This is a genomic window from Dehalococcoidia bacterium (assembly GCA_025054935.1).
Lineage (GTDB): Bacteria > Chloroflexota > Dehalococcoidia > SpSt-223 > SpSt-223 > JANWZD01.
Genome location: JANWZD010000015.1, coordinates 46,180 through 64,710, shown reverse-complemented (window position 1 = coordinate 64,710; position 18,531 = coordinate 46,180). Strand labels below are relative to the sequence as shown.

The window sequence follows — 18,531 nt, the reverse complement described above, 5'->3', positions numbered from 1 at the left end:
GGGGCAGGCTTGCATACAATCCGGACGCAACATTGCGAGAGGAAAGCCTTCGAGGAAAGCCTTCATGGAAGTCTCCCGCGAGAAGATCAAAGATCGCGTCGAGTCAGTCGTGATCCGTCAGGTCGGCCCTTGGAACGAAGTGTGTATCCTTGGCTGGGACGACCAGCCGCGCACGGTCTGGAAATTCCCTGACATGGAGCAGGCGCGGCAGAAGGCTGCTGAGGTGAAGCGCTGGCTCGAAGAAGGAAAGCTCTGGTAAGGCTGCATCTCCTGACCGCTCGGCAGCGTCGCCTTGTCGGCCGGCGAGAAGCGCGCTGCCGAACGCTGTGCCATACTCGAGTGATGCTTGCTCCGGGCCCTGGGCCGCTTCCGACGCGCTGCTCCTGTCGCTCGGGGCGCTGCTGAGGCGGCGCCCCGTCCCCGACGGCCGTCCTGACGCTGGCACCGGAGGTGAGTATGGCGCTCTGGCGCAGTATTCGGCGTGATATCCAGGCGGCGCTCGAGCGCGACCCCGCCGCCCGGAGCGCCCTCGAAGTAGTTCTGACCTACCCCGGCTTTCATGCCCGCACCATCCATCGGCTTGCTCACGCCCTTTGGAAACGGCGCGTTCCGCTCATCCCGCGGCTTATTTCCCACCTCGGCCGCGCCCTGACGGGGATCGAGATCCATCCCGGCGCCCAGATCGGCGAAGGGCTGTTCATCGACCACGGCATGGGCGTTGTGATCGGCGAGACCGCGGTGATCGGCGATGACTGCACGCTGTACCAAGGCGTCACTCTCGGCGGCGTCTCGACCCGCCGCACCAAGCGCCATCCGACGCTGGGCAACCGCGTCGTCGTGGGCGCCGGAGCGCAGCTGCTCGGCTCGATTGAGATCGGGGATGACGTCAAGGTCGGCGCCGGCTCGGTCGTCGTTCAATCAGTTCCTGCTCGCGCCACGGTCGTGGGCGTTCCCGGCCGGGTCGTGGCGATCCGCGACGCCGACTCCGGCACGATCGAACGCCTGCCGGACCCGGTTGCTGAGGCGATCCACGCGCTCCAGCAGCGGGTAGTCGAGCTTGAAGCCCGGGTTGCCGCGCTCGAGGGCCGGGCTCCCAACCCCAGCGCGCCGGCGATCGATTTCGACGAGATCGTGCATCGCTACGCCGCAACCGCCGGTCAGGAGGCGCGCGCATGATCCGTGTGACGAACACGTTGACCGGCGAGAAAGAGCTGTTCCAGCCCGCGCACGACCCGGTGCGGATGTATGTCTGCGGCGTGACGCCCTACGCGCCCTCCCATATCGGACACGCGATGAGCTACGTCCAGTTCGACGTTATTCGCCGCTATCTCGAATATCGCGGCTACCGTGTCCGCTATGTCCAGAACTTCACCGACATTGACGACAAGATCATCGCCCGAGCCGCTGAGGCCGGGATCGCAGCAAGTGAACTGGCCGAGCAGCAGATTGTCGAGTACTTCCGTGATATGGATGCGCTTGGCATCCGCCGAGCGGATATCTATCCGCGAGCAACCGGCGAAGTACCGGGCATCATCGCCGCCGTGCAGACGCTGATTGCCAAGGGCATGGCCTACGAGGCTGGCGGCGATGTCTACTTCCGTGTCCGCAAGTTCCCCAGCTATGGCGCGCTCTCCCACCGGACCCTCGAGGGCATGCGCGCTGGGGCGCGCATTGAGGTCGGGGAGCAGAAAGAGGATCCGCTGGATTTTGCGCTCTGGAAGGCTGCGAAGCCGGGCGAGCCGGCGTGGGAGAGCCCATGGGGTCCCGGCCGGCCAGGGTGGCATATCGAATGCTCGGTGATGAGCGCGCGCTACCTCGGCGAGCAGATCGACATTCATGGCGGCGGCGCCGACCTGATCTTTCCGCACCATGAGAACGAGCGCGCGCAGTCAGAGGCGATCTCGGAGCGCCCCCCGTTTGTCCGCTACTGGCTGCACAACGGCCTGCTGCAGCTGGGCGGCGAGAAGATGAGCAAGTCGCTCGGCAACCTGATCCCCATTCGCGAGATCCTCGATCGCTTCAGCGCCGACGCTCTCCGCCTCTTTTTCCTTGGCTCGAACTATCGCCGGCCGCTCACCTACACCGAGGACAGCTTGCCGGCAGCGGAGCGCGAGGCCGACTACATTCGCCGGGCGGTCGCGGCGGCCGACCCCGGCGGGCCAGACGACTTCGACCCGGACCCTTGGCGTGACCGCTTTATCGCTGCCATGGATGACGATTTCAATGTCGCTGCCGGCAAGGCGATCCTGTTCGACCTCGTCCGCGAACTGAATCGGCGGCGCGAAGCAAGACAGTCGATCGCGGGCGCGCGGGCGCTCCTTCTTGAGCTTGGGGGCGGAGTTTTTGGCCTCCAGTTCCTTCCGCCGCCGACGAAGACCGCCGGCGCAGCGCCGTTTGTGGAGCTCCTAATCGACGTCCGGCGCGACCTCCGCGCGGCCAAGCAGTTTGCCCTCGCCGACCGCATTCGTGATCGGCTGGCAGAACTGGGCATTGCGCTCGAGGACACGCCCCAAGGCACGCTCTGGAAGGCCAAGGTGTGAGCGATGGTCACCAACGGCAAGCGGCGCCAGTTCACGGTCCGGGGGTTCCAGCAGCAGTTCGATGCCGGCATCCTCGACGAGGACGAACGCAGCGAACTGCCGGAAGGGGAGAGCGTCGAAACGCCCCCGCTTACCCCGCCGCCCATGAGCTCCGTCAATCGCGGCACGCGCGACTTCGTTCAAGCGCTCGGCAACCGCGCTGTGGCACGCCCGCACAACGCGGACGTGCTTGGCCTGCGCAATGTGCCCCAGCCGGGTCTTGCTCTCCTCGCCGGGCGGGACGATCCCTGCGCCGGCATGGCCCCGGCCGCCGAGGGCAGGCGGCTTGTCATCGAGATCGCTGACACCTCCCTCCAGCGCGACCGCGTTCGCAAAGGCGTCCCCGAGTACGGGGCCTCGGCCCTGAACGGGGGCTGGAGCACGGTGTGCCGCGACCCGGCGCCGCGCGGCCACCGCACCGTCCAAGTCAACCAGTGCAGCGAGAGCATCGCGCCGCTCGCCCTCCCCGACCTTACTGTCCCCGTCGAGGCCGTCCTCGGCCCTAGAACGGAGGGACGATGACCCTCGCATCCCAACGCGCCGCAGCTGAACCGCGCCCCCGACGCTTCACGGTCGCCGAGTACCATCGGATGGGACGGGTGGGGATACTGCGACCTGACGAGCGGACCGAGCTCCTCGATGGGATCGTAGTTGCGATGACCCCGGTCAGCGATAGCCATGCGGCAGCAGTGAAACGGACCAATCACTTTTTCGGCCGCCGCGTCCCTGAAGATGTCATCGTCAGCGTCCAGGATCCTATCCGGCTGGATGACTTGAACGAACCGCAGCCGGATGTTGCGCTCCTCCGACCGCGCGCCGATTTCTATGCCCGCGCAACTCCCACCGCTGAAGATGTCTTGCTACTTGTCGAAGTCGCTGTCCATTCGCTCGAGTACGACCTCGGCCCCAAAGCCGCCGCCTATGCCAAGGCCGGCATCCGAGACTACTGGGTCGCCGACCTCGATGCGGGCCAACTGATCATCCTCCGTCTCCCCGCCCAGAGCGGCTACCAGTCAGTCACCCGACTTCAGCGCGGCGAGACCGTCGCCCCGCTCGCCCTCCCCGACCTTACTGTCCCCGTCGAGGCCATCCTCGGGCCAGCGGAGCAGCCATGAGCAGCCCCGCCAAGCCGCGCCTCCTCACTGCCGACGGGTTTCAGCGCATGGGCGAGCTGGGCTTCTTTCGCACCGAAGACCGGCGGAACTCCATGGAAATGGCAGCGCTCGGCAATCAGCAGATCCTGCGACTTGGCCGCTTCGCGACCCTCTTCCATGCGTAGGTGGACGGCCGAGCGTTCGTCCAAGTCCAAAGCGACATGCGCGTTAGCGCGACGCAGTATTTCGTTCCCAACCTTTTCCTCTACCACCCGGAGAGCGGCGTCTGTTTCCTAAAAGGCCGGATTTCGGGCGCAGGATGCCCTGCTTGTCATCGAGTTGCCGACATGACCTTCGCCCTCGACAGCGGCTACAAGGCGAGCGCTGACGCGGCGGCCGGCGTCCCCGACTACTGGGTCGCCGACCTCGATGCGGGCCGACCGATCATCCTCCGCCTCCCCGCCCAGAACGGCTACCAGTCAGTCACCCGACTTCAGCGCGGCGAGAGCATCGCACCGCTCGCCTGCCCCGACCACATGCTCAACGTCGAAGCGATCGCGGGACCGTCATCCGGCAGCACTGCGCCCCCGCTCGTGAAAAGCGGCTGAGGCCGTATCCCGGCCGCCCCTTTCACCCCGCGCTTGACAGGCACAGCGCCAGTCTCACTGCCGTCGGGCAGTCCGCAAGAGACGGCGTGGCTGCGTCCTATCTCACCCGGTAGACACTGTCGAAGTTGTAGATGAACGACAGTTCAATATTCATCCCGCGGATCTTCGGCGAGTAGGCGATGAAGCTTGGCGCATTCAGCATGAAGAGCAAGTAGCTGTCCTGCCGCTGGATAGCGTTGGCCTGCCGCGCATACTCGATCCGCTTCTGGAGATCCCGCTCGGCATAGGCAAGGTCCATCAGCCGGTCCCATTCCGGGTTGCAGTACCACGTCGTGCCGGGACCGCCCCCTGCCGGCTTCCCGCAGCCTTGGAACACCCGGCTCGGCCCAAAACCGAGGAAGTCTGCGGTGCCGCCGAACATCATGTCGCACTGCTGCTTCCGGCCATACGCTTTGTCGACGTACTCGGTCAGTTCCAGCTGATTGACCTCCACCTCGATGCCCACCTGACGCAGGTTGCTCTGCACCGCAACCACCAAGTCGGAGGGAGTCATCGACAGGGTGAAGTCGATCCCGCAAGGCAGCCTGAACCCATTCGGATACCCGGCTTCCGCGAGCAGCTGGCGAGCGCGCGCCGGGTCGAAGGGGAACGGCGGAACCGCTGGGTCGTGGTAAAGTGTCCCCGGAAACGCCAGCTGTCCCGTCGGTTGGCCGTAGTCGCGATAGATGGCGCGGGCGATCGAGGCGCGGTCAACGGCGTAATTGACCGCAAGGCGCACCCGCCGGTCACGGAGCGGCGTGTTCTCCGTTTCGGCGCGTCCTTGGAGCATGATGCCGGCGATGTTCGAGCCGGGGTTCGCCAAGACAACGAGGCCCGCCGCCTTGAGCGTGTCTGCCTGTTCGGCCGTGAGGTTGCGCGAGGAAGCGATATCGAGGTCGCCCGTTCGCAGCCCGGCAACCACCTGGGAGTTCTCGGGGATCTGGCGAATAATCAGCTCATCCGCGATCGCGCGGCGGAACGGATGCGGCGTGCTCTTTTTTCGCACGCGCAGGATGTCTGTTGCGCGAAACTCCACCAGTTCGTACGGTCCGGACCCCATCGGCCTGAGCACGAACTCGCGGTCGCCGACTTGTTCAAGATAGCGCTTGGGGACAATCCAGAGCTGTTGGCTCGCATTCGGGATCGACTGGTCGGTCTGCCGCGCGATGAAGTCGACCGTGTACTCATCGACGAGCCGCGCGCCCGTGATCGAGGCAAACGGCGCACGCTGGGGCCAATTCTTCTCGATCACTTGGTTCATCGTGAACTCAACGTCGGCAGCCGTCAGCTTCTCGCCGTTCGGCCACGTCATATCGCGCCGGATGAAAAAACGCCACGTCGTGTTGTCTGGAAGCAGCTCCCAGCGTTCGGCGATCGACGGCCGCGGCGTGTAGTCCTTCCCGAGCGAGATGAGGTTGTCATACAGGGTCCAGAGCATGTAGGCGTTGCCGCCGGTTGACCAGGGCGTCGGGTGCGCAATCAGGCCGGCAGCACCGATGCGGAGGACCTGCTGATCGTCGCGCTGCTCGTCGGCGGTCGCCGTTCCGCCCGGCGCCGGGGCAGCAGAGGGAGCAGGAGGAGCGCAAGCGGCAAGGATCAGCGCAGCACAGGCAGCGAGCGCGAGCCCATTCCGGCCCATGGACACAGCCTCCTTCGCGACAGGTTGTGGGCGTGATCTTGCCTGAATCCACGCAGAATGTATACCTTTTCCGCTCTCTTCCTCGGCGCCAAGCGCGACGAAGCTGGGCACGCTCGGCGCAAAGGAGCCCTATGGAACGGCCACGACCAGTTAGAGAGTAGCGTTCGACGGGCTGCCGCCAGGCGCAGGAGTACTCGCCTGCACGTCGATGGTGTCGGGAGCGCTTAGGTCGCTAGGAATGAGCGTGACACTCAGTTTCCTCCCGCCGAACCGCCGAAATAGCGGGCCTAGCGCGGCACTCCGTCAACTCATGACGAGATGCGCTCCTCCCGGCTCGACCGGCGCGCTTGGCGGCTGGAACCCGGCAATCTGCGGCGCAGGATTTTGGGAGCGCGGTCACCGTCGGTTGAACGATCGCGTTGCTGAACGCGGTCGACTGCTGACCGCCGGGGTTCTGGCGCGTGACCTGGACGCTCGAGGCGGTCATCCAGAGATCACCGCGGTTCAGTTGCATGACGAGCGTTGCGGGACCGACGTGCAGGCTTGTCCGGCTGGCGCCCCTCCACTCGGCAACTGACTGCGGCGTAGGGCATTCTCGGCAAGGAGGCGCCCCCGAACGGGCTGTTGCCGACGGCGGGCTGGCCGATGATGGCACCGGTCGCGCCGTTGATGACACTGACCATGGCGTCGACGATGGTCGCGACTGGGTCGACGGCGATGCCGTTGGGCCCGTCCCCGACCGCCATCGTCGCCTGCACCTGCGTGCGGCGGGCTGGCAGTCCTGATCGAGGGGAGGGCCGTCAGCATCGCCCAGCGGATCGTCCTGCGCCTTCCCTCGTCGTCACGGAGAGGCTGCGGCGGGTCGGCGCGACTGTCGCCGGCGCGGTGGGAGCGTGGTGCCCTGGGATGCTCGTCGGAACCGGGGCGGGCGACGCGATGGCAGCGGGGGTCGCCAGCCCGTTCCTTGCCGGCTTCGGCCTCACCGGTGCGGCGGCGTCGCCGGTTGGGATGGGCGTCGGCATCGCCGCGGACGGACTCGCAATGGACGGGGCTGCGGCCGCGATCAGCGGGAGCGCCGCAGCATGACTCCTGCGCGATCAGCCGCCGACCAGCTCGCGCACGCGGGGGAGCACCTCGCCGGCCAGACGCTCCATTCCGGTCCGCTGATCGCCGACGATCCAGAAGATGGGGAAGGTGAACCCTGCTCGGACGACCTCTGCAAGCCGGGCGGCAACCTCCGGCGGCTCGCCGGCGATCGTCTCGCCGCGCGGCGTGAAGCGCCCCACTCCAACCGTGATGTTGTAGGCGCAGGTGAGCGCGTCCGGGTCCCGCCCGGCGGCAGCAGCCGCCTCGCGCAGCTGCGCCCGTCTCTCGACTGCTTTGGCAAGCGGCAGATAGGGCATAGAAGGCACCCAGCCGTCGGCGCGCTCAGCCGCTAGACGCACCGCCTTCGGTCCATACGTCCCCAGCCAGATCGGGATCGCGCTTGTCGGCCGGGGCGTGATCGTCGCGCCATCGACCGCATAGTGGCGCCCGGCGAAACGGACGTTCGGCTCCCGCCAGAGCGCCTGAATGATGTCGAGCGCCTCCTCGAGGGCGGCGACCTTCTCGCCAGGCGAGCGCACCGGCAGCCCGAAGGCGGCGAATTCAGCATCGACCGCCCCAGCGCCAAGCCCCAAGATCATCCGGCCGCCCGACAGCCGGTGGAGCGACTCCGCCATCTTGGCGATTACCGCCGGCGGGCGATAGGGCAGGCCGAGCACGTTGGAGAGGATCATCACCCGGCGTGTCTGGGCAGCGACCCACGTTAGGAATGTCCACGTCTCGAAGTTCGGATACGCGGTGTGGAGATGGTCGGAGCAGGCGATGAGGTCGAAGCCGAGCTGTTCGGCAAGGACGGCGTCGCGCGCGGGGTCGGCACCAGCCGTCGCCGAGGTAGAGAGATTAACGCCAAAGCGAAGCTGCTGAGCGGGGTGGGACATCGATCCTCCGAACGTTAGAGCGAGCGGGCGAGAGCACGGAGGTCAGTGGCGGGATCGGCAAGCGCTGCCGGGTCGACAGCAACGCCCTTCCGGATAAGCTGACGGGCCGCGACCTGCTCGCGCACCATGTTGACCGTCAAGGCGGCGGCGAGCCGGCCGTCGCGAAGGAAGAAGACCGCCCACGGCTCGTGCGGCGGGCGGCCGCGCCAGACGAGCTGATCCTCCGGCTCAGGATGACCGACAAGCTGCAGGTTGCGGTCGTACTGGTCCGACCAGAAGGAGAGCAGCGGCGCGTAGGGCACGCCCTTGCCGAGCATCGATTGGGCGGCGTGCACCCCCTGCTGCTGGGCGTTCTCATAATGCTCGACGCGAAGGCGCCGCCGCAATCCTGGATGCCAGAAGTTCGCGACATCCCCCGCCGCCCAGACATCCGGCATGCTCGTCCGGCAGAACTCGTCGACGAGGATGCCGTTCTGGCGCGCGATCCCTGCGCCCTCGAGCCATCGGTCTTCCGGAACGACGCCGACCCCGACGACCGCAAGGTCGCAGTCGAGCGCCGCTCCAGCGTCGGTAAGTGCCTGCTCGACGCGGCCGTGCCCGCGAAACCCGACCACCTTCTCGCCAAACCGAAACTGGACGCCTGCAGCACGGTGGATCGCTGCTAGCTGCTCGCCGATAGCGCGGGGAAGCGCCGCCGCAAGCGGTGCCGACAGCGGCTCGACGACCGTCACCGCCGCACCGAGCTGTCGGCAAGTCGCCGCCGTCTCCATCCCGATGAACCCTGCTCCCACGACGACAACGCGGGCACCCGGCCGGAGCGCCAACCGGATCGCATCGGCATCAGCAATAGTTCGAAGAACGAAGATGTTCGGGAGGTCTGCGCCCGGCACGTTCAGTCGGCGCGGGGCCGCGCCGGTCGCGATCAGCAGCTTGTCGTAGGGAACGGCGCGGCCATCGGCGAGATATACCGTTTTCTCGCGGGCATCGAGCCGTTCGGCACGCACCCCTAGGATCAGTTCGATCCGCTCGTCTTGGTAGTAATGCGCGGGGCGAAGGAACAGCGCGCTCCGCTCCTTCGCCCCCGCGAGGTACTCCTTCGAGAGCGGCGGCCGCTCGTAGGGGCGATCGCGCTCGGCGCCGATGAGGACGACCCGTCCGTCGAAGCCTTCCCCGCGCAGCGTCTCGACCGCGCGTCCGCCCGCGAGGTTTGCGCCCACAACGACGATCGTCTCCACCCGCTACCTCGAGCGCGGCTGGATTGAGACGAGCACCTTCCCCCCCTCGACGCGCACCTCATACGTCGCGAGCGGTTCGGTCGGCGGCACCAGAACCGCCTGGCCGGTCCGCACGTTGAAGCCGCCCCCATGCAGCGGGCAGATCAGAAGCTGTCCGTCGAGGGTGCCGTCGCAGAGGTTGGCGTGCTGATGGGTGCAGATCGCCGAGACCGCGTAGAGATGACCGCCGACACGCGCCAGCGCGACCGGCTGGTCGTTCACCGTCACCTCGACGACGTCCCCTTCCTTGATTGCTGACTCGTCGGCGACGGCGACAAAGCCGTCGCCGCTCGGTCTTGACGGCTCCTCGGTCGCCTCCTCGGCAGTGAAGCCGACCTTGGCGTGCGTCCCGTCGCAAAACGGCTTGTTGCTCGACTGCCCACAGCGACAGAGAAACGCCGTTCCATCCTGCTTGATCACTTTGCCGCTCGGCATCGTGACCGTGAAGGTGCCGGAGACACGGTAGGGGCCGTTGTTCAGCGGGGTGATAGTCGCGGGCTCACTCACTGGGCTCTCTCCAACCTAAGGACTGCTGCGTCGCAGCGGAAGTATTGTGTCGCCAATGCGCTTGTGCTGTAAAGCTCAAGGGGCGCGCAACCGCTCAAGGTAACGGCGCGCCGACCGCTCAACGGCGTTGGCGGCGTCCTCCATCACCTGCCGGCCGGCAAACGCGCCCCAGATCCGGTCGTAGCGGAAGGGGCGGATCCGCTCGACCAGCCGGCGCACTTCTGCTTCAGACAGCGGGATGAGGTTCGGATAGCTGTACATGAAGCTGACCCAGCGGCGGTCCATCACCACCTGAATGATGTCGCCGCTGAGCACAACCCCGCGCCCGTCCGCACCCGCTGGCCAGTGGGCGACGATCCCGCCCTCGAAGTGACCGCCAAGCCGCACGAGTGTCAGTCCGCCGAAGAGCGGTTTCGTCTCCTCGGAGAAGAGCGAGAGCGCCGGCGAGCGGTGAACCACCCACTGCGCATCAGCCGCGTGGATGAAGATCGGAGCATTGTCGAACGCCTCGCTCCATTCGACAATCGCCGAATAGTAATGGGGGTGGGAGACAGCGATTGCGCGCACTCCGCCGAGCCGGCGCACGGTCTCGATCGTCTCGTCGTCGATAAAGGTGACGCAGTCCCAGAGCAAATTTCCTTCAGGCGTCTGGACGAGAAAGGCGCGCTGGCCGATGGCGAAAGCGGGGGCCGTCTGGATGCTCCAGAGGTTCGGCTCTTCCTGCCGGATCTGATTGCGATAGCCCTCCGCCCGCATCGCTTCGAGGGTCGTCCACTGCTGGCCATTCCAGCCGACATACTGGCGTTCCTCATCGCAGATCAAGCACCGCGTTGGAGGCGTCTCCGACTCGGGATACTGCACGCCGCACGTCATGCAGATCGAGCGCGCCATCGTCTCCCTCCTTGCGAGAAGCGCCAGTCCGCGAGCGTTGACTGAAGTCTAGTCGCCGGGGCAGGACACAACCTGAGATAATCGCGGTGGAGAGCCCGATGGACCCCCACGAGATCGTGCGGCTGACGAGCTTGAGCCACGGCGCTGGGTGAGCGTGCAAGCTCGGCGCGACCGAGCTGGCGCAGGTGCTGCGCCATTTGCCTCCTCTCGGCGACCCAAATGTGCTGGTCGGAACGGAGACTCGCGATGACGCGGCCGTCTACCGGCTGAGCGACGAGACGGCGCTTGTTGCGACCGTCGACTTCTTCACGCCTATCGTCGACGATCCCTACATCTTCGGGCAGATTGCCGCGGCGAATGCGCTCTCGGATGTGTACGCGATGGGCGGACGGCCGCTCTTCGCCTTGGCGATCGTCGCCTTTCCGCGTGACCTGCTGCCCACCGGGCTGCTCGCCGAGATCGTCCGCGGCGGGATCGACAAGGCGAGCGAAGCAGGCTGCCCGATCATCGGCGGCCACAGCATCGATGATGCTGAGCCGAAGTACGGCCTCGCCGTTACGGGGGTCATCCACCCGGCGCGGATCGTCCGCAACGTCGGCGCGCGCCCCGGCGATGTTCTCTTCCTTACCAAGCCACTCGGCACCGGGATCATCGCCACCGCGATCAAGCGCGGGATCGCCCCCGAGGAGGCGGTGCGCGCCGCGGTGACAGCGATGACGACGCTCAATCGTGGCGCGAGCGAGGCGATGCTCCGCGTAGGTCCAAGCGCCGCCACCGACATCACGGGCTATGGCCTGCTTGGCCATCTGCTGGAGATGACGACCGCTTCCGGGGTTGGGGCGCGCATCGACGCCGAGGCACTCCCTTGGCTGCCGGCAGCGCGCCTCCTCGCCGAAGCGGGCGCCATTCCGGGCGGCACCCGGCGCAACCTCGAGGCGGCCGCTCCGCTGGTGCGCTGGCACGGCGCGTTCGACGATGTCGAACGGCTGCTGCTCGCAGACGCCCAGACCTCCGGCGGCTTGCTGATCGCCATCCCGGCCGAGCGCGCCGAGGCGCTCGAAGCGGCGCTGCTTGCAGCAGAGACGCCAGCAGTCGCCCGCATCGGCGAGATTGTCAGCGGCAGCGGGATCGACGTCGTCCGGTGAGCGCCTCGTCTGCCGGCTACTCCTCATTCCACCGCCGCCAGCGGCGGATATTCGCGCCGTCGCTGAGAGCAAGCCCGATGGCGTGAAGCGACGAGGTATCTCCTTTGGAGGGGTCGCGCACTGCAACCTCATGCGCGCCGACGTAGTACATCCGGTAGCCGCCTTGCCCATCGGGGACGACGCAGGGCGTGCCAACCGCGCGCGAATCCCAGCGCCCGGAGCCTCTCGGCGCGTGGAGAAAGACGGCGCCGCCCGGCTCATCGCCCCGCTCTTTTGTCCATCGGATCCCGTCGGGCGAAGTCGCAAGGCCGATGCCGTAGTAGGAGTCTCGGTTGCTTCCCTCGTAGAACATGACGTACACGCCGTCGATCTTCAGGATGCAGCGGCTGCTGACACCGCGCTCGTCGAAATCGCCCTCTGCGCCGGGCCCCAAGATCTTGCCGACGCGCTCCCAGCGCAGCCCATCGCCGGAGACGGCGAGACCGATACGCGACCCCTGATTTCCCTCCAAGGCATGGTAGTACAGCTTCCAGGACCCGTCGGGCTCGCGCAGCACCTTCGCTTGGGAAACGAAAAGCGAGTCCCACGCGCCCGGCTCGCCAACATCGAAGAGCGCGCCGCGAAACGGTCCGTCCAGCTTGACGAAGTGCACGCCGTCGCGCGAAACGGCGGCGCCGACCCGCATCCGAAGGCCGCGGGCGCGGACCGGCCCGTATTCAACGATCGCTTGGTCACCCCCCTGATACCAGAGCCAATACAGCCCATCGACCTTCTGGACATCCGAGACGCCCGCGAACGCCGAGTCAAAACGCGTCGGGTCAGCGCTCGGCTCGAGCACCGAGCCGAGGCTTCGCGGCCCCCAGACCCATTCCCAGTGAATCCCGTCAGCGGAGGTCGCCACGCCGGTACGGCCAGAGAGCATCGGCACCAGCGGGTCGAACTCCGGGTCACGCCCATAGGCATAGAGCCGCCAGCTCCCATCGTCCTCACGAATGACATTCGGCCCCGAGACGTGCGCGCTGTTCCACCAGCCGGCAGGGCCAGGCGGAATGAGCAATCCCGGCTGACCGACGAGCGCCACCTCCATAGAATGCTCCTTTCAATCGGCGATGAAGCGAAGTACATCGCGAATGGCATAACGGCGTCAAGCGGCCAGCATGCTCGGTTGTGAGCGCCTCTCGGAGAAGCGGCGTGGTAGAATCGCCGCGATCGCGCCTGCGGAAGGGGTTTTCGATGCGAGCAGCCGAAGAGACATTGGTCGGATGGTCGGGAGAGAGTCGCGAGCAGTTGCAGCAGTTTCTCTTCCAGATGATCTTGATCCGCGAGTTCGAGGAAAAGGTCGGCGAGCAGTACACGCGGGCGAAGATCGGCGGCTACTGCCACCTCAACATCGGCGAAGAAGCGACGATCGTCGGCGCGTTCTCGGCAATCCGCCCAGACGACTACATCTTCACCAGCTACCGTGAGCACGGCCATGCCCTCGCGCGCGGGATCGACCCGGGCGCGATCATGGCCGAGCTGTACGGGAAAGCGACCGGGGTCTCGAAGGGACGCGGCGGCTCAATGCACCTGTTTGATCGCGAGACCCGCTTCATGGGCGGCTATGGGATCGTCGGCGGGCACCTGCCGCTTGCGGTCGGCGCTGGCCTCGCGATCGACTACCGCGGGGGAGACGAAATCGTGCTCTGCATTTTCGGCGAGGGGGCAACAAACATCGGCGCGTTCCACGAGTCGCTCAACCTCGCCAAGATCTGGCGGCTGCCCATCGTCTGGCTCTGCGTCAACAACCATTACGCGATGGGGTCGCCGGAGCATAAGGACTCGGCCGCCGAGTTTCTCTACCGCAAGGCGCTCGCCTACGATATGGTCGGGGAGCGGGTGAACGGCATGGACGTCCTAGCGGTGCGCCGCGCGATGCTCGAGGCGGTACGCCGGGCGCGCGAAGAGCGTGAGCCCGTCCTGCTTGAGGCCGACACCTACCGCTACAAAGGCCATTCCATGGCCGACCCCGGCCGCTACCGGAGCGAAGAGGAAGTGCGCGCCTGGCTTGCGCGCGACCCGATCCCCGCCTTTCGCAGCCAGCTGACGAACGCGGGTCTGCTGACCGACCAAGAATACGAAGCGATAGTCCAGCGCGTACGGACGATCGTTGAGGAGGCGGTCGAGTTTGCCGAAAACAGCCCCTTCCCCGATCCCAGCACGCTCTACGACTATCTCTATGCGAGCCCGGAACGACAATGGCAATCATGACGTACCGCGATGCGCTCAACCAAGCGCTTCGCGAAGAGATGCTGCGCGACGAGAATGTCTACCTGATGGGCGAAGACATCGGGGTCTTCGAAGGAGCATATAAAGTCACCCAGGGGCTGCTGGCAGAATTTGGCGAGAAACGGGTGCGCGACACGCCGATCGCCGAGGAAGGGTTCGTCGGCGCCGCAATCGGCTCAGCGATGCTGGGACTGCGGCCGGTCGTCGAGATCATGACTATCAATTTCTCGATCTTGGCGATGGACCAGATCGTCAACAACGCGGCGAAGATCTTTTACATGTTCGGCGGCCAGTGCCCCGTTCCGATGGTGATCCGGACGCCGGGCGGCGGCGGCCAGCAGCTCACCGCCCAGCACTCGCAGAGCCTCGAGGTGTGGTACGCCCATGTGCCCGGCCTCAAGGTGGTCGCGCCTGCCTTTCCTGCCGATGCGAAAGGGATGCTGAAATACGCTATCCGCCAGAACGACCCGGTGATGTTCATCGAACATCTCGCCCTCTACAACACCCGCGGCGAGGTGCCCGACGGCGAGTATCTCATCGAGTTCGGCAAAGCCCAGGTCGTCCGGCCGGGAAAGGACCTCAGCATCTTCGCACACAGCCGGATGACGCTCTACGCGCTCGAAGCGGCCAAAGCGCTCGAGGGGCTCGGGATCTCCGCGGAAGTTGTCGACCTGCGCAGCTTGCGGCCGTACGACCTCGAGACGCTCGTCGCCTCGGTGAAGCGGACAAACCGCGCTCTCTACGTTGAAGAAGGCTGGGGCACATACGGGATCGGCGCCGAGATCTGTGCGGCCGTGACCGAAGCAGCATTTGACTATCTCGACGCGCCGATCGGGCGGGTAGCCGGCGCGGAAGTGCCGATGCCCTACAGCAAGCCGCTCGAACGGGCTGCCATCCCATCCCCAGCGACGATCGTCGCCAAGGCGAAGCAGCTTCTGAACCGTCCCTAATCTTCCACTCCTTGGAGGTCTCGATGGCCCGAGAGATCGTCATGCCCCGCCTGAGCGACACCATGGAGGAGGGAAAGATCCTGAAATGGCACAAGCGGCCAGGCGATCCGGTCGCCAAGGGGGATGTCCTCGCCGAGATCGAGACCGACAAGGCGAACATGGAGCTCGAGTCGTATGAGACGGGCATCCTGACGAAGATCCTGATCGAGGAGGGCGGCCAAGCGCCGATCGGCCAGCCGATCGCCTATATCGGCAGCGCGGAGGAAGTTGAAGGAGGCGCGCCCGCTGCTTCCCCGGCGCCGGCCGCTGCTGCGCCGGCAGCTCCAGCCGCGGCCGCGCAAGAACCAGAGGGGGAGGCGCCGGCTCCCCGCACGCCCGCCGCGCCGCCACCGCCGCCCGCCGCGCCGCCGACCGTCACGCTTCCCCACGTCACCGCCCCCTCCCAGGACGCTATCGAGGCGGACGACGGCCGGATCAAGGCGTCTCCCTTAGCGCGCAAAATCGCCGCCGAACGCGGGATCGACCTCAGCCGCATCAAGGGAAGCGGTCCGGGCGGACGCATCCTTCGGGAGGATGTTGAGAAGGCCGCGGCGGCCCTGCCAGCTGAGGTGGTGGCGCCGGTGCGCGAAGCGCCTCCCGCGGCAGCGCCGGTGGCCGCCGCGGCCGCGCCGGCAGAAGGCGCGCCGCGCCCCGGGCGCCTCGAGCCGTTCACGCGCATGCAGCAGACGATCGCCCGCCGGATGACGGCCAGCAAGCAGCAGGTGCCGCATTTCTACGTCACGACCGAGGTGGACACCGGCGAACTGACCGAACTGCGGCAGCGCCTGAACGCCGCGGGCGAGGACGTCAAGATCACCTACAACGACCTGATCGTCAAAGCGGTCGCGCTCGCCTTGGCCGACATGCCGCTCCTGAATGCCAGCTACCGCGACGACGGGGTGTATTACAACGAGGAGATCAACATCGGCATCGCCGTCGCCTTGGAACGGGGGCTCGTCGTGCCGGTTATTCACCGCGCCGATACGAAAGGGGTCCGGCAGATCGCGCGCGAGAACGCAGCGATGTTCCAGCGCGTGCGCGAGAACAGGCCGCGGCCCGAAGATTTCCAAGGCGCAACGTTCACCATCTCGAACCTCGGGATGTACGACGTTGACGAATTCATCGCGATCGTCGACCCGCCCGCGACGGCAATCCTCGCCGTCGGCTCAATCCGCAAGAAGCCGGTCGTTCTGAACGACGAGATTGTTGTCCGCGAGCGGATGCGTCTGACGATCTCGGCCGACCACCGCGTCGTCTACGGAGCGGAAGCGGCGCAGTTTCTGCAGCTCGTCAAGCGCCGGCTCGAGCACCCCTACAGCCTGCTCGGCTGAGCAAGCGGCGGACGCGGCGGCGCCGGCCGGAGCGCGGCCTCGCGCAGGCGCTGATCGGGAACCCAGAAGACGACGATAGCGGATGCTGCCAGCGCAACAACGAGGGCGGCGAGGAAGCCGTCGTGGATGCCGACCGCCAGCGCTCGCTGGGCGGCGGCGGCCACCTCGGCAGCGACGGTCGGGTCGGCCGCCGGCGGGACAAGGCGGCTGGCTTCTCCGCCCAGGATCCGCTGCGGATTAGTCAGGGCAGCGAGCGTCCCTGCGTCGAGGGGCTGCGCGCTCGGCGGAAGCAGGGCGGGCAGGCTTGCAGCGTAGCGGCCAACGACGATTGAGCCGACGACGGCCGCGCCCACCGTTTGGCCGATCGAGCGCGCAAAGTTCGACAGCCCGGTCGCTGCCCCAAGCTGGCGGAACTCCACCGCGTTCTGAATGCCGATATTCGCGGGAGGAAGCAAGAACGACAAGCCGGCCCCGTAGACAATCAGCCCGCCGATCAGCACCATCCGGTCGTTCGGTCCGCCAAGTAGGAGCAGGGTCCCAAGACCGACTGCCGGCAGCGCCACCCCGGCAAGCATGATCGGCTTAATGCGCTTGAAGTGCGCCAGCAGCCGGCCGACGACGGTATTGCCGACCATCATCGTCAGCATGAACGCAATCAAGACGCCGCCGGCCTGCGTGGGCGTATCGCCGAGCACGGCTTGGGCGTAGAGCGGCGCGTAGAGGATGGCGGCGAGCATCAGGAAGCCGCAGCAGAAACAGAGCGCCGCGCCGCTTGCGACCGCGCGGCTGCGGAACAGCTCGAGCGGAATGATCGGTTCCAGCGCCCGCCGCTCAATGACGATAAACAGCATGCCCCCGCCAGCAGCGAGGGCAAAGAGCGCTCCAGTGGTCGGCGCCAGCCACGCCCGCGTTGTCCCCGCCTGCACGAGGCCGAAGAGGAGCGCGGTGGTCGCCAGCGTCAGCACGGCGGCACCGGCAACATCGAGCGCGCGCCAGTTCAGCGACCGTTCAGGCCGAAGGAAAGGAAAGCCGAAGGCGAGGAGCAGCAGCGCCGCCAGCCCCACCGGCAAATTGACGTAGAACACCCAGCGCCATGAGGTCGTTTCGGTGATCACCCCGCCGGCGAGCGGCCCGACGACGCTGGCGAGGCCGAACATCGCAAAAAAGAGCCCCATCCACTTGCCGCGCTCCGCAGGCGAAAAGATGTCGGCGATGGCGCTGAAGACAAGGGCAAGCACGCCGCCGCCGAAGACCCCCTGCACCGCTCGGAAGAGGATCAGCTGGTCCATCTCCTGCGCCGCGCCGCAGAGGGCGCTGCCGAGCACGAAGCCGACGACCACGCTCAGCAGCACCGGCTTGCGGCCGATAAGGTCGGACAGCTTTGCCCAGAGCGGGATCAAGACTGTCGACGTCAGGAGATAGGCCGTCGCCACCCAGGAGTACCGTTCAAAACCGTGGAGGTCGGCGACGATCCGCGGCATCGCCGTGCTGACGATCGTGCCGTCGAGGGCGGCGAGAAAGAGCGTGATCATCAGGCCGGGGAGAACGAGGACGAGCTGACGGTCGCGCGGCGCATCGGCTGTCGGCGAGGACACACGGCTCTCCAGAAAATGGTGGAACGGAGTATACCGCATGCGAGCGGCGGTGCCGTGCGGCCGAAGCGGTGCCCGCTTGGCGCCTGCGCTGGAGCCCCTGCCGCGACAGCCGCCCTCGGGAAGCAGCGGCGCCGACGAGGGCGAGAGAGGCGGCAGCATGCTCGGCACGCTATGCGGAGGCGAGCGGCTGCCCTTCGGCATGGGCGCGCTTGCGCGCCTCCCGCCGCGCTCCGTACATCGCCCCAGCGAACGCCGTCATGAGCATGTAGGCGGCAAAGCCGGCGGTCACCCAGCCGAGCACCGCGACTTCCGGCCGATTGAGCACGAACGGCCCGAACAGGACGACCGTGTTGTGCGCCAGCCACAGCCATGCCACGATGAGAGGCGCCGTATTAACAAGCGCGATGCAGAGCGCATACAGCAGCGCCTCGCGCGGCCCAGTCTTGGCGCGGCCGGCAGCAACCATGCCCCCGATGAACGGTCCGGTGAGGGCGACGAGCGGCCCTGTGCACACCATGAAAACCGGGTTATGGGTTAGGGAGAAGGCGGTGATGACCCCAACCAACGCGGCGAACAGCACAGCGCGCGGA

20 protein-coding genes are annotated in these 18,531 nt (G+C 66.7%); 12 read left to right on the top strand and 8 right to left on the bottom strand.

Annotated elements, in window-relative coordinates; genetic code table 11:
• The first annotated feature begins 64 nt into the window (after positions 1-64).
• The 7 genes from NZ773_14285 (at position 65) to NZ773_14255 (ending at position 4,281) form a co-directional block, all read left to right on the top strand.
• Positions 65-259: a hypothetical protein gene (locus NZ773_14285; protein ID MCS6803091.1), complete on the top strand. Its 195-nt coding sequence runs from the start codon at positions 65-67 to the stop codon at positions 257-259.
• 197 nt (positions 260-456) lie between these two features.
• On the top strand, positions 457-1,176 hold the full coding sequence (gene cysE / locus NZ773_14280; GenBank protein ID MCS6803090.1) for a serine O-acetyltransferase: 720 nt from the start codon (positions 457-459) through the stop codon (positions 1,174-1,176).
• Positions 1,176-2,540, top strand: a complete 1,365-nt coding sequence (gene cysS / locus NZ773_14275) for a cysteine--tRNA ligase (GenBank protein MCS6803089.1) — start codon at positions 1,176-1,178, stop codon at positions 2,538-2,540. Before cysE ends, cysS begins: the two co-directional genes overlap by 1 nt.
• A 3-nt stretch (positions 2,541-2,543) precedes the next feature.
• The gene (locus tag NZ773_14270; GenBank protein MCS6803088.1) at positions 2,544-3,101 is read left to right on the top strand and encodes a Uma2 family endonuclease; all 558 of its coding nucleotides are present in this window, start codon (positions 2,544-2,546) and stop codon (positions 3,099-3,101) included.
• The gene (locus tag NZ773_14265) at positions 3,098-3,694 is read left to right on the top strand and encodes a Uma2 family endonuclease (protein ID MCS6803087.1); all 597 of its coding nucleotides are present in this window, start codon (positions 3,098-3,100) and stop codon (positions 3,692-3,694) included. Before NZ773_14270 ends, NZ773_14265 begins: the two co-directional genes overlap by 4 nt.
• A complete protein-coding gene (locus NZ773_14260; GenBank protein MCS6803086.1) occupies positions 3,691-3,858 on the top strand; it encodes a hypothetical protein in 168 nt (55 codons plus the stop codon). Before NZ773_14265 ends, NZ773_14260 begins: the two co-directional genes overlap by 4 nt.
• Positions 3,859-4,281, top strand: a complete 423-nt coding sequence (locus tag NZ773_14255; GenBank protein ID MCS6803085.1) for a Uma2 family endonuclease — start codon at positions 3,859-3,861, stop codon at positions 4,279-4,281.
• Between the two features lie 97 nt (positions 4,282-4,378).
• On the opposite strand, the gene NZ773_14250 is transcribed toward NZ773_14255, so the two are convergent.
• Complete coding sequence (locus NZ773_14250; GenBank protein ID MCS6803084.1) at positions 4,379-5,959, bottom strand: ABC transporter substrate-binding protein; 1,581 nt, start codon at positions 5,957-5,959, stop codon at positions 4,379-4,381.
• Between the two features lie 645 nt (positions 5,960-6,604).
• Here NZ773_14250 and NZ773_14245 point away from each other — a divergent pair.
• Positions 6,605-7,045, top strand: coding sequence for a hypothetical protein (locus NZ773_14245; GenBank protein ID MCS6803083.1), 441 nt, complete (start codon positions 6,605-6,607; stop codon positions 7,043-7,045).
• 11 nt (positions 7,046-7,056) lie between these two features.
• Here NZ773_14245 and NZ773_14240 read toward each other — a convergent pair whose 3' ends face one another.
• The 4 genes from NZ773_14240 to NZ773_14225 all read right to left on the bottom strand — a co-directional run bounded on the left by NZ773_14240 (position 7,057) and on the right by NZ773_14225 (position 10,613).
• Complete coding sequence (locus tag NZ773_14240; protein MCS6803082.1) at positions 7,057-7,941, bottom strand: LLM class flavin-dependent oxidoreductase; 885 nt, start codon at positions 7,939-7,941, stop codon at positions 7,057-7,059.
• A 14-nt stretch (positions 7,942-7,955) separates the two neighbouring features.
• Positions 7,956-9,176: an FAD-dependent oxidoreductase gene (locus NZ773_14235; protein ID MCS6803081.1), complete on the bottom strand. Its 1,221-nt coding sequence runs from the start codon at positions 9,174-9,176 to the stop codon at positions 7,956-7,958.
• Positions 9,177-9,179: 3 nt separating this feature from the next.
• Positions 9,180-9,722, bottom strand: coding sequence for a Rieske 2Fe-2S domain-containing protein (locus NZ773_14230; GenBank protein ID MCS6803080.1), 543 nt, complete (start codon positions 9,720-9,722; stop codon positions 9,180-9,182).
• A gap of 75 nt (positions 9,723-9,797) precedes the next feature.
• Positions 9,798-10,613, bottom strand: a complete 816-nt coding sequence (locus NZ773_14225) for an MBL fold metallo-hydrolase (protein MCS6803079.1) — start codon at positions 10,611-10,613, stop codon at positions 9,798-9,800.
• A 98-nt stretch (positions 10,614-10,711) separates the two neighbouring features.
• Between NZ773_14225 and selD the strand changes: the two genes are divergently transcribed.
• Positions 10,712-11,758 carry a selenide, water dikinase SelD gene (gene selD, locus NZ773_14220; protein ID MCS6803078.1) on the top strand — a complete coding sequence of 349 codons (1,047 nt, stop codon included), beginning with the start codon at positions 10,712-10,714 and terminating at the stop codon, positions 11,756-11,758.
• A 16-nt stretch (positions 11,759-11,774) separates the two neighbouring features.
• Here the strand turns inward: selD and NZ773_14215 are convergent, their stop codons facing one another.
• Positions 11,775-12,845, bottom strand: a complete 1,071-nt coding sequence (locus NZ773_14215) for a glycosyl hydrolase (GenBank protein MCS6803077.1) — start codon at positions 12,843-12,845, stop codon at positions 11,775-11,777.
• Positions 12,846-12,991: 146 nt separating this feature from the next.
• Between NZ773_14215 and pdhA the strand changes: the two genes are divergently transcribed.
• Genes pdhA through NZ773_14200 form a run of 3 tightly spaced genes read left to right on the top strand, consistent with a single transcriptional unit; the run spans position 12,992 to position 16,346 of the window.
• Positions 12,992-14,008, top strand: a complete 1,017-nt coding sequence (pdhA, locus tag NZ773_14210) for a pyruvate dehydrogenase (acetyl-transferring) E1 component subunit alpha (GenBank protein MCS6803076.1) — start codon at positions 12,992-12,994, stop codon at positions 14,006-14,008.
• Complete coding sequence (locus NZ773_14205; GenBank protein ID MCS6803075.1) at positions 13,996-14,976, top strand: alpha-ketoacid dehydrogenase subunit beta; 981 nt, start codon at positions 13,996-13,998, stop codon at positions 14,974-14,976. The genes pdhA and NZ773_14205 overlap by 13 nt, the downstream gene beginning before the upstream one ends.
• Positions 14,977-14,999: 23 nt before the next feature.
• The gene (locus NZ773_14200) at positions 15,000-16,346 is read left to right on the top strand and encodes a 2-oxo acid dehydrogenase subunit E2 (GenBank protein ID MCS6803074.1); all 1,347 of its coding nucleotides are present in this window, start codon (positions 15,000-15,002) and stop codon (positions 16,344-16,346) included.
• Here the strand turns inward: NZ773_14200 and NZ773_14195 are convergent.
• Together NZ773_14195 and NZ773_14190 are read right to left on the bottom strand one after the other, a co-directional pair.
• Positions 16,328-17,941 (bottom strand): MFS transporter, encoded by a 1,614-nt coding sequence (locus NZ773_14195; protein MCS6803073.1) that lies wholly within the window; start codon positions 17,939-17,941, stop codon positions 16,328-16,330. The two genes, NZ773_14200 and NZ773_14195, sit on opposite strands and share 19 nt — an antisense overlap.
• Before the next feature lie 169 nt (positions 17,942-18,110).
• Positions 18,111-18,521, bottom strand: a complete 411-nt coding sequence (locus NZ773_14190; protein MCS6803072.1) for a hypothetical protein — start codon at positions 18,519-18,521, stop codon at positions 18,111-18,113.
• Positions 18,522-18,531 lie beyond the last annotated feature (10 nt).

Coding starts and splice junctions, on each gene's coding strand:
- NZ773_14200 (MCS6803074.1), top strand. CDS start 15,000: ATGGCCCGAGAGATCGTCATGCCCCGCCTGAGCGACACCATGGAGGAG.
- NZ773_14270 (MCS6803088.1), top strand. CDS start 2,544: ATGGTCACCAACGGCAAGCGGCGCCAGTTCACGGTCCGGGGGTTCCAG.
- NZ773_14265 (MCS6803087.1), top strand. CDS start 3,098: ATGACCCTCGCATCCCAACGCGCCGCAGCTGAACCGCGCCCCCGACGC.
- NZ773_14240 (MCS6803082.1), bottom strand. CDS start 7,941: ATGTCCCACCCCGCTCAGCAGCTTCGCTTTGGCGTTAATCTCTCTACC.
- cysE (MCS6803090.1), top strand. CDS start 457: ATGGCGCTCTGGCGCAGTATTCGGCGTGATATCCAGGCGGCGCTCGAG.
- pdhA (MCS6803076.1), top strand. CDS start 12,992: ATGCGAGCAGCCGAAGAGACATTGGTCGGATGGTCGGGAGAGAGTCGC.
- NZ773_14260 (MCS6803086.1), top strand. CDS start 3,691: ATGAGCAGCCCCGCCAAGCCGCGCCTCCTCACTGCCGACGGGTTTCAG.
- NZ773_14245 (MCS6803083.1), top strand. CDS start 6,605: ATGATGGCACCGGTCGCGCCGTTGATGACACTGACCATGGCGTCGACG.
- NZ773_14285 (MCS6803091.1), top strand. CDS start 65: ATGGAAGTCTCCCGCGAGAAGATCAAAGATCGCGTCGAGTCAGTCGTG.
- NZ773_14205 (MCS6803075.1), top strand. CDS start 13,996: ATGGCAATCATGACGTACCGCGATGCGCTCAACCAAGCGCTTCGCGAA.
- NZ773_14225 (MCS6803079.1), bottom strand. CDS start 10,613: ATGGCGCGCTCGATCTGCATGACGTGCGGCGTGCAGTATCCCGAGTCG.
- NZ773_14215 (MCS6803077.1), bottom strand. CDS start 12,845: ATGGAGGTGGCGCTCGTCGGTCAGCCGGGATTGCTCATTCCGCCTGGC.
- NZ773_14250 (MCS6803084.1), bottom strand. CDS start 5,959: ATGGGCCGGAATGGGCTCGCGCTCGCTGCCTGTGCTGCGCTGATCCTT.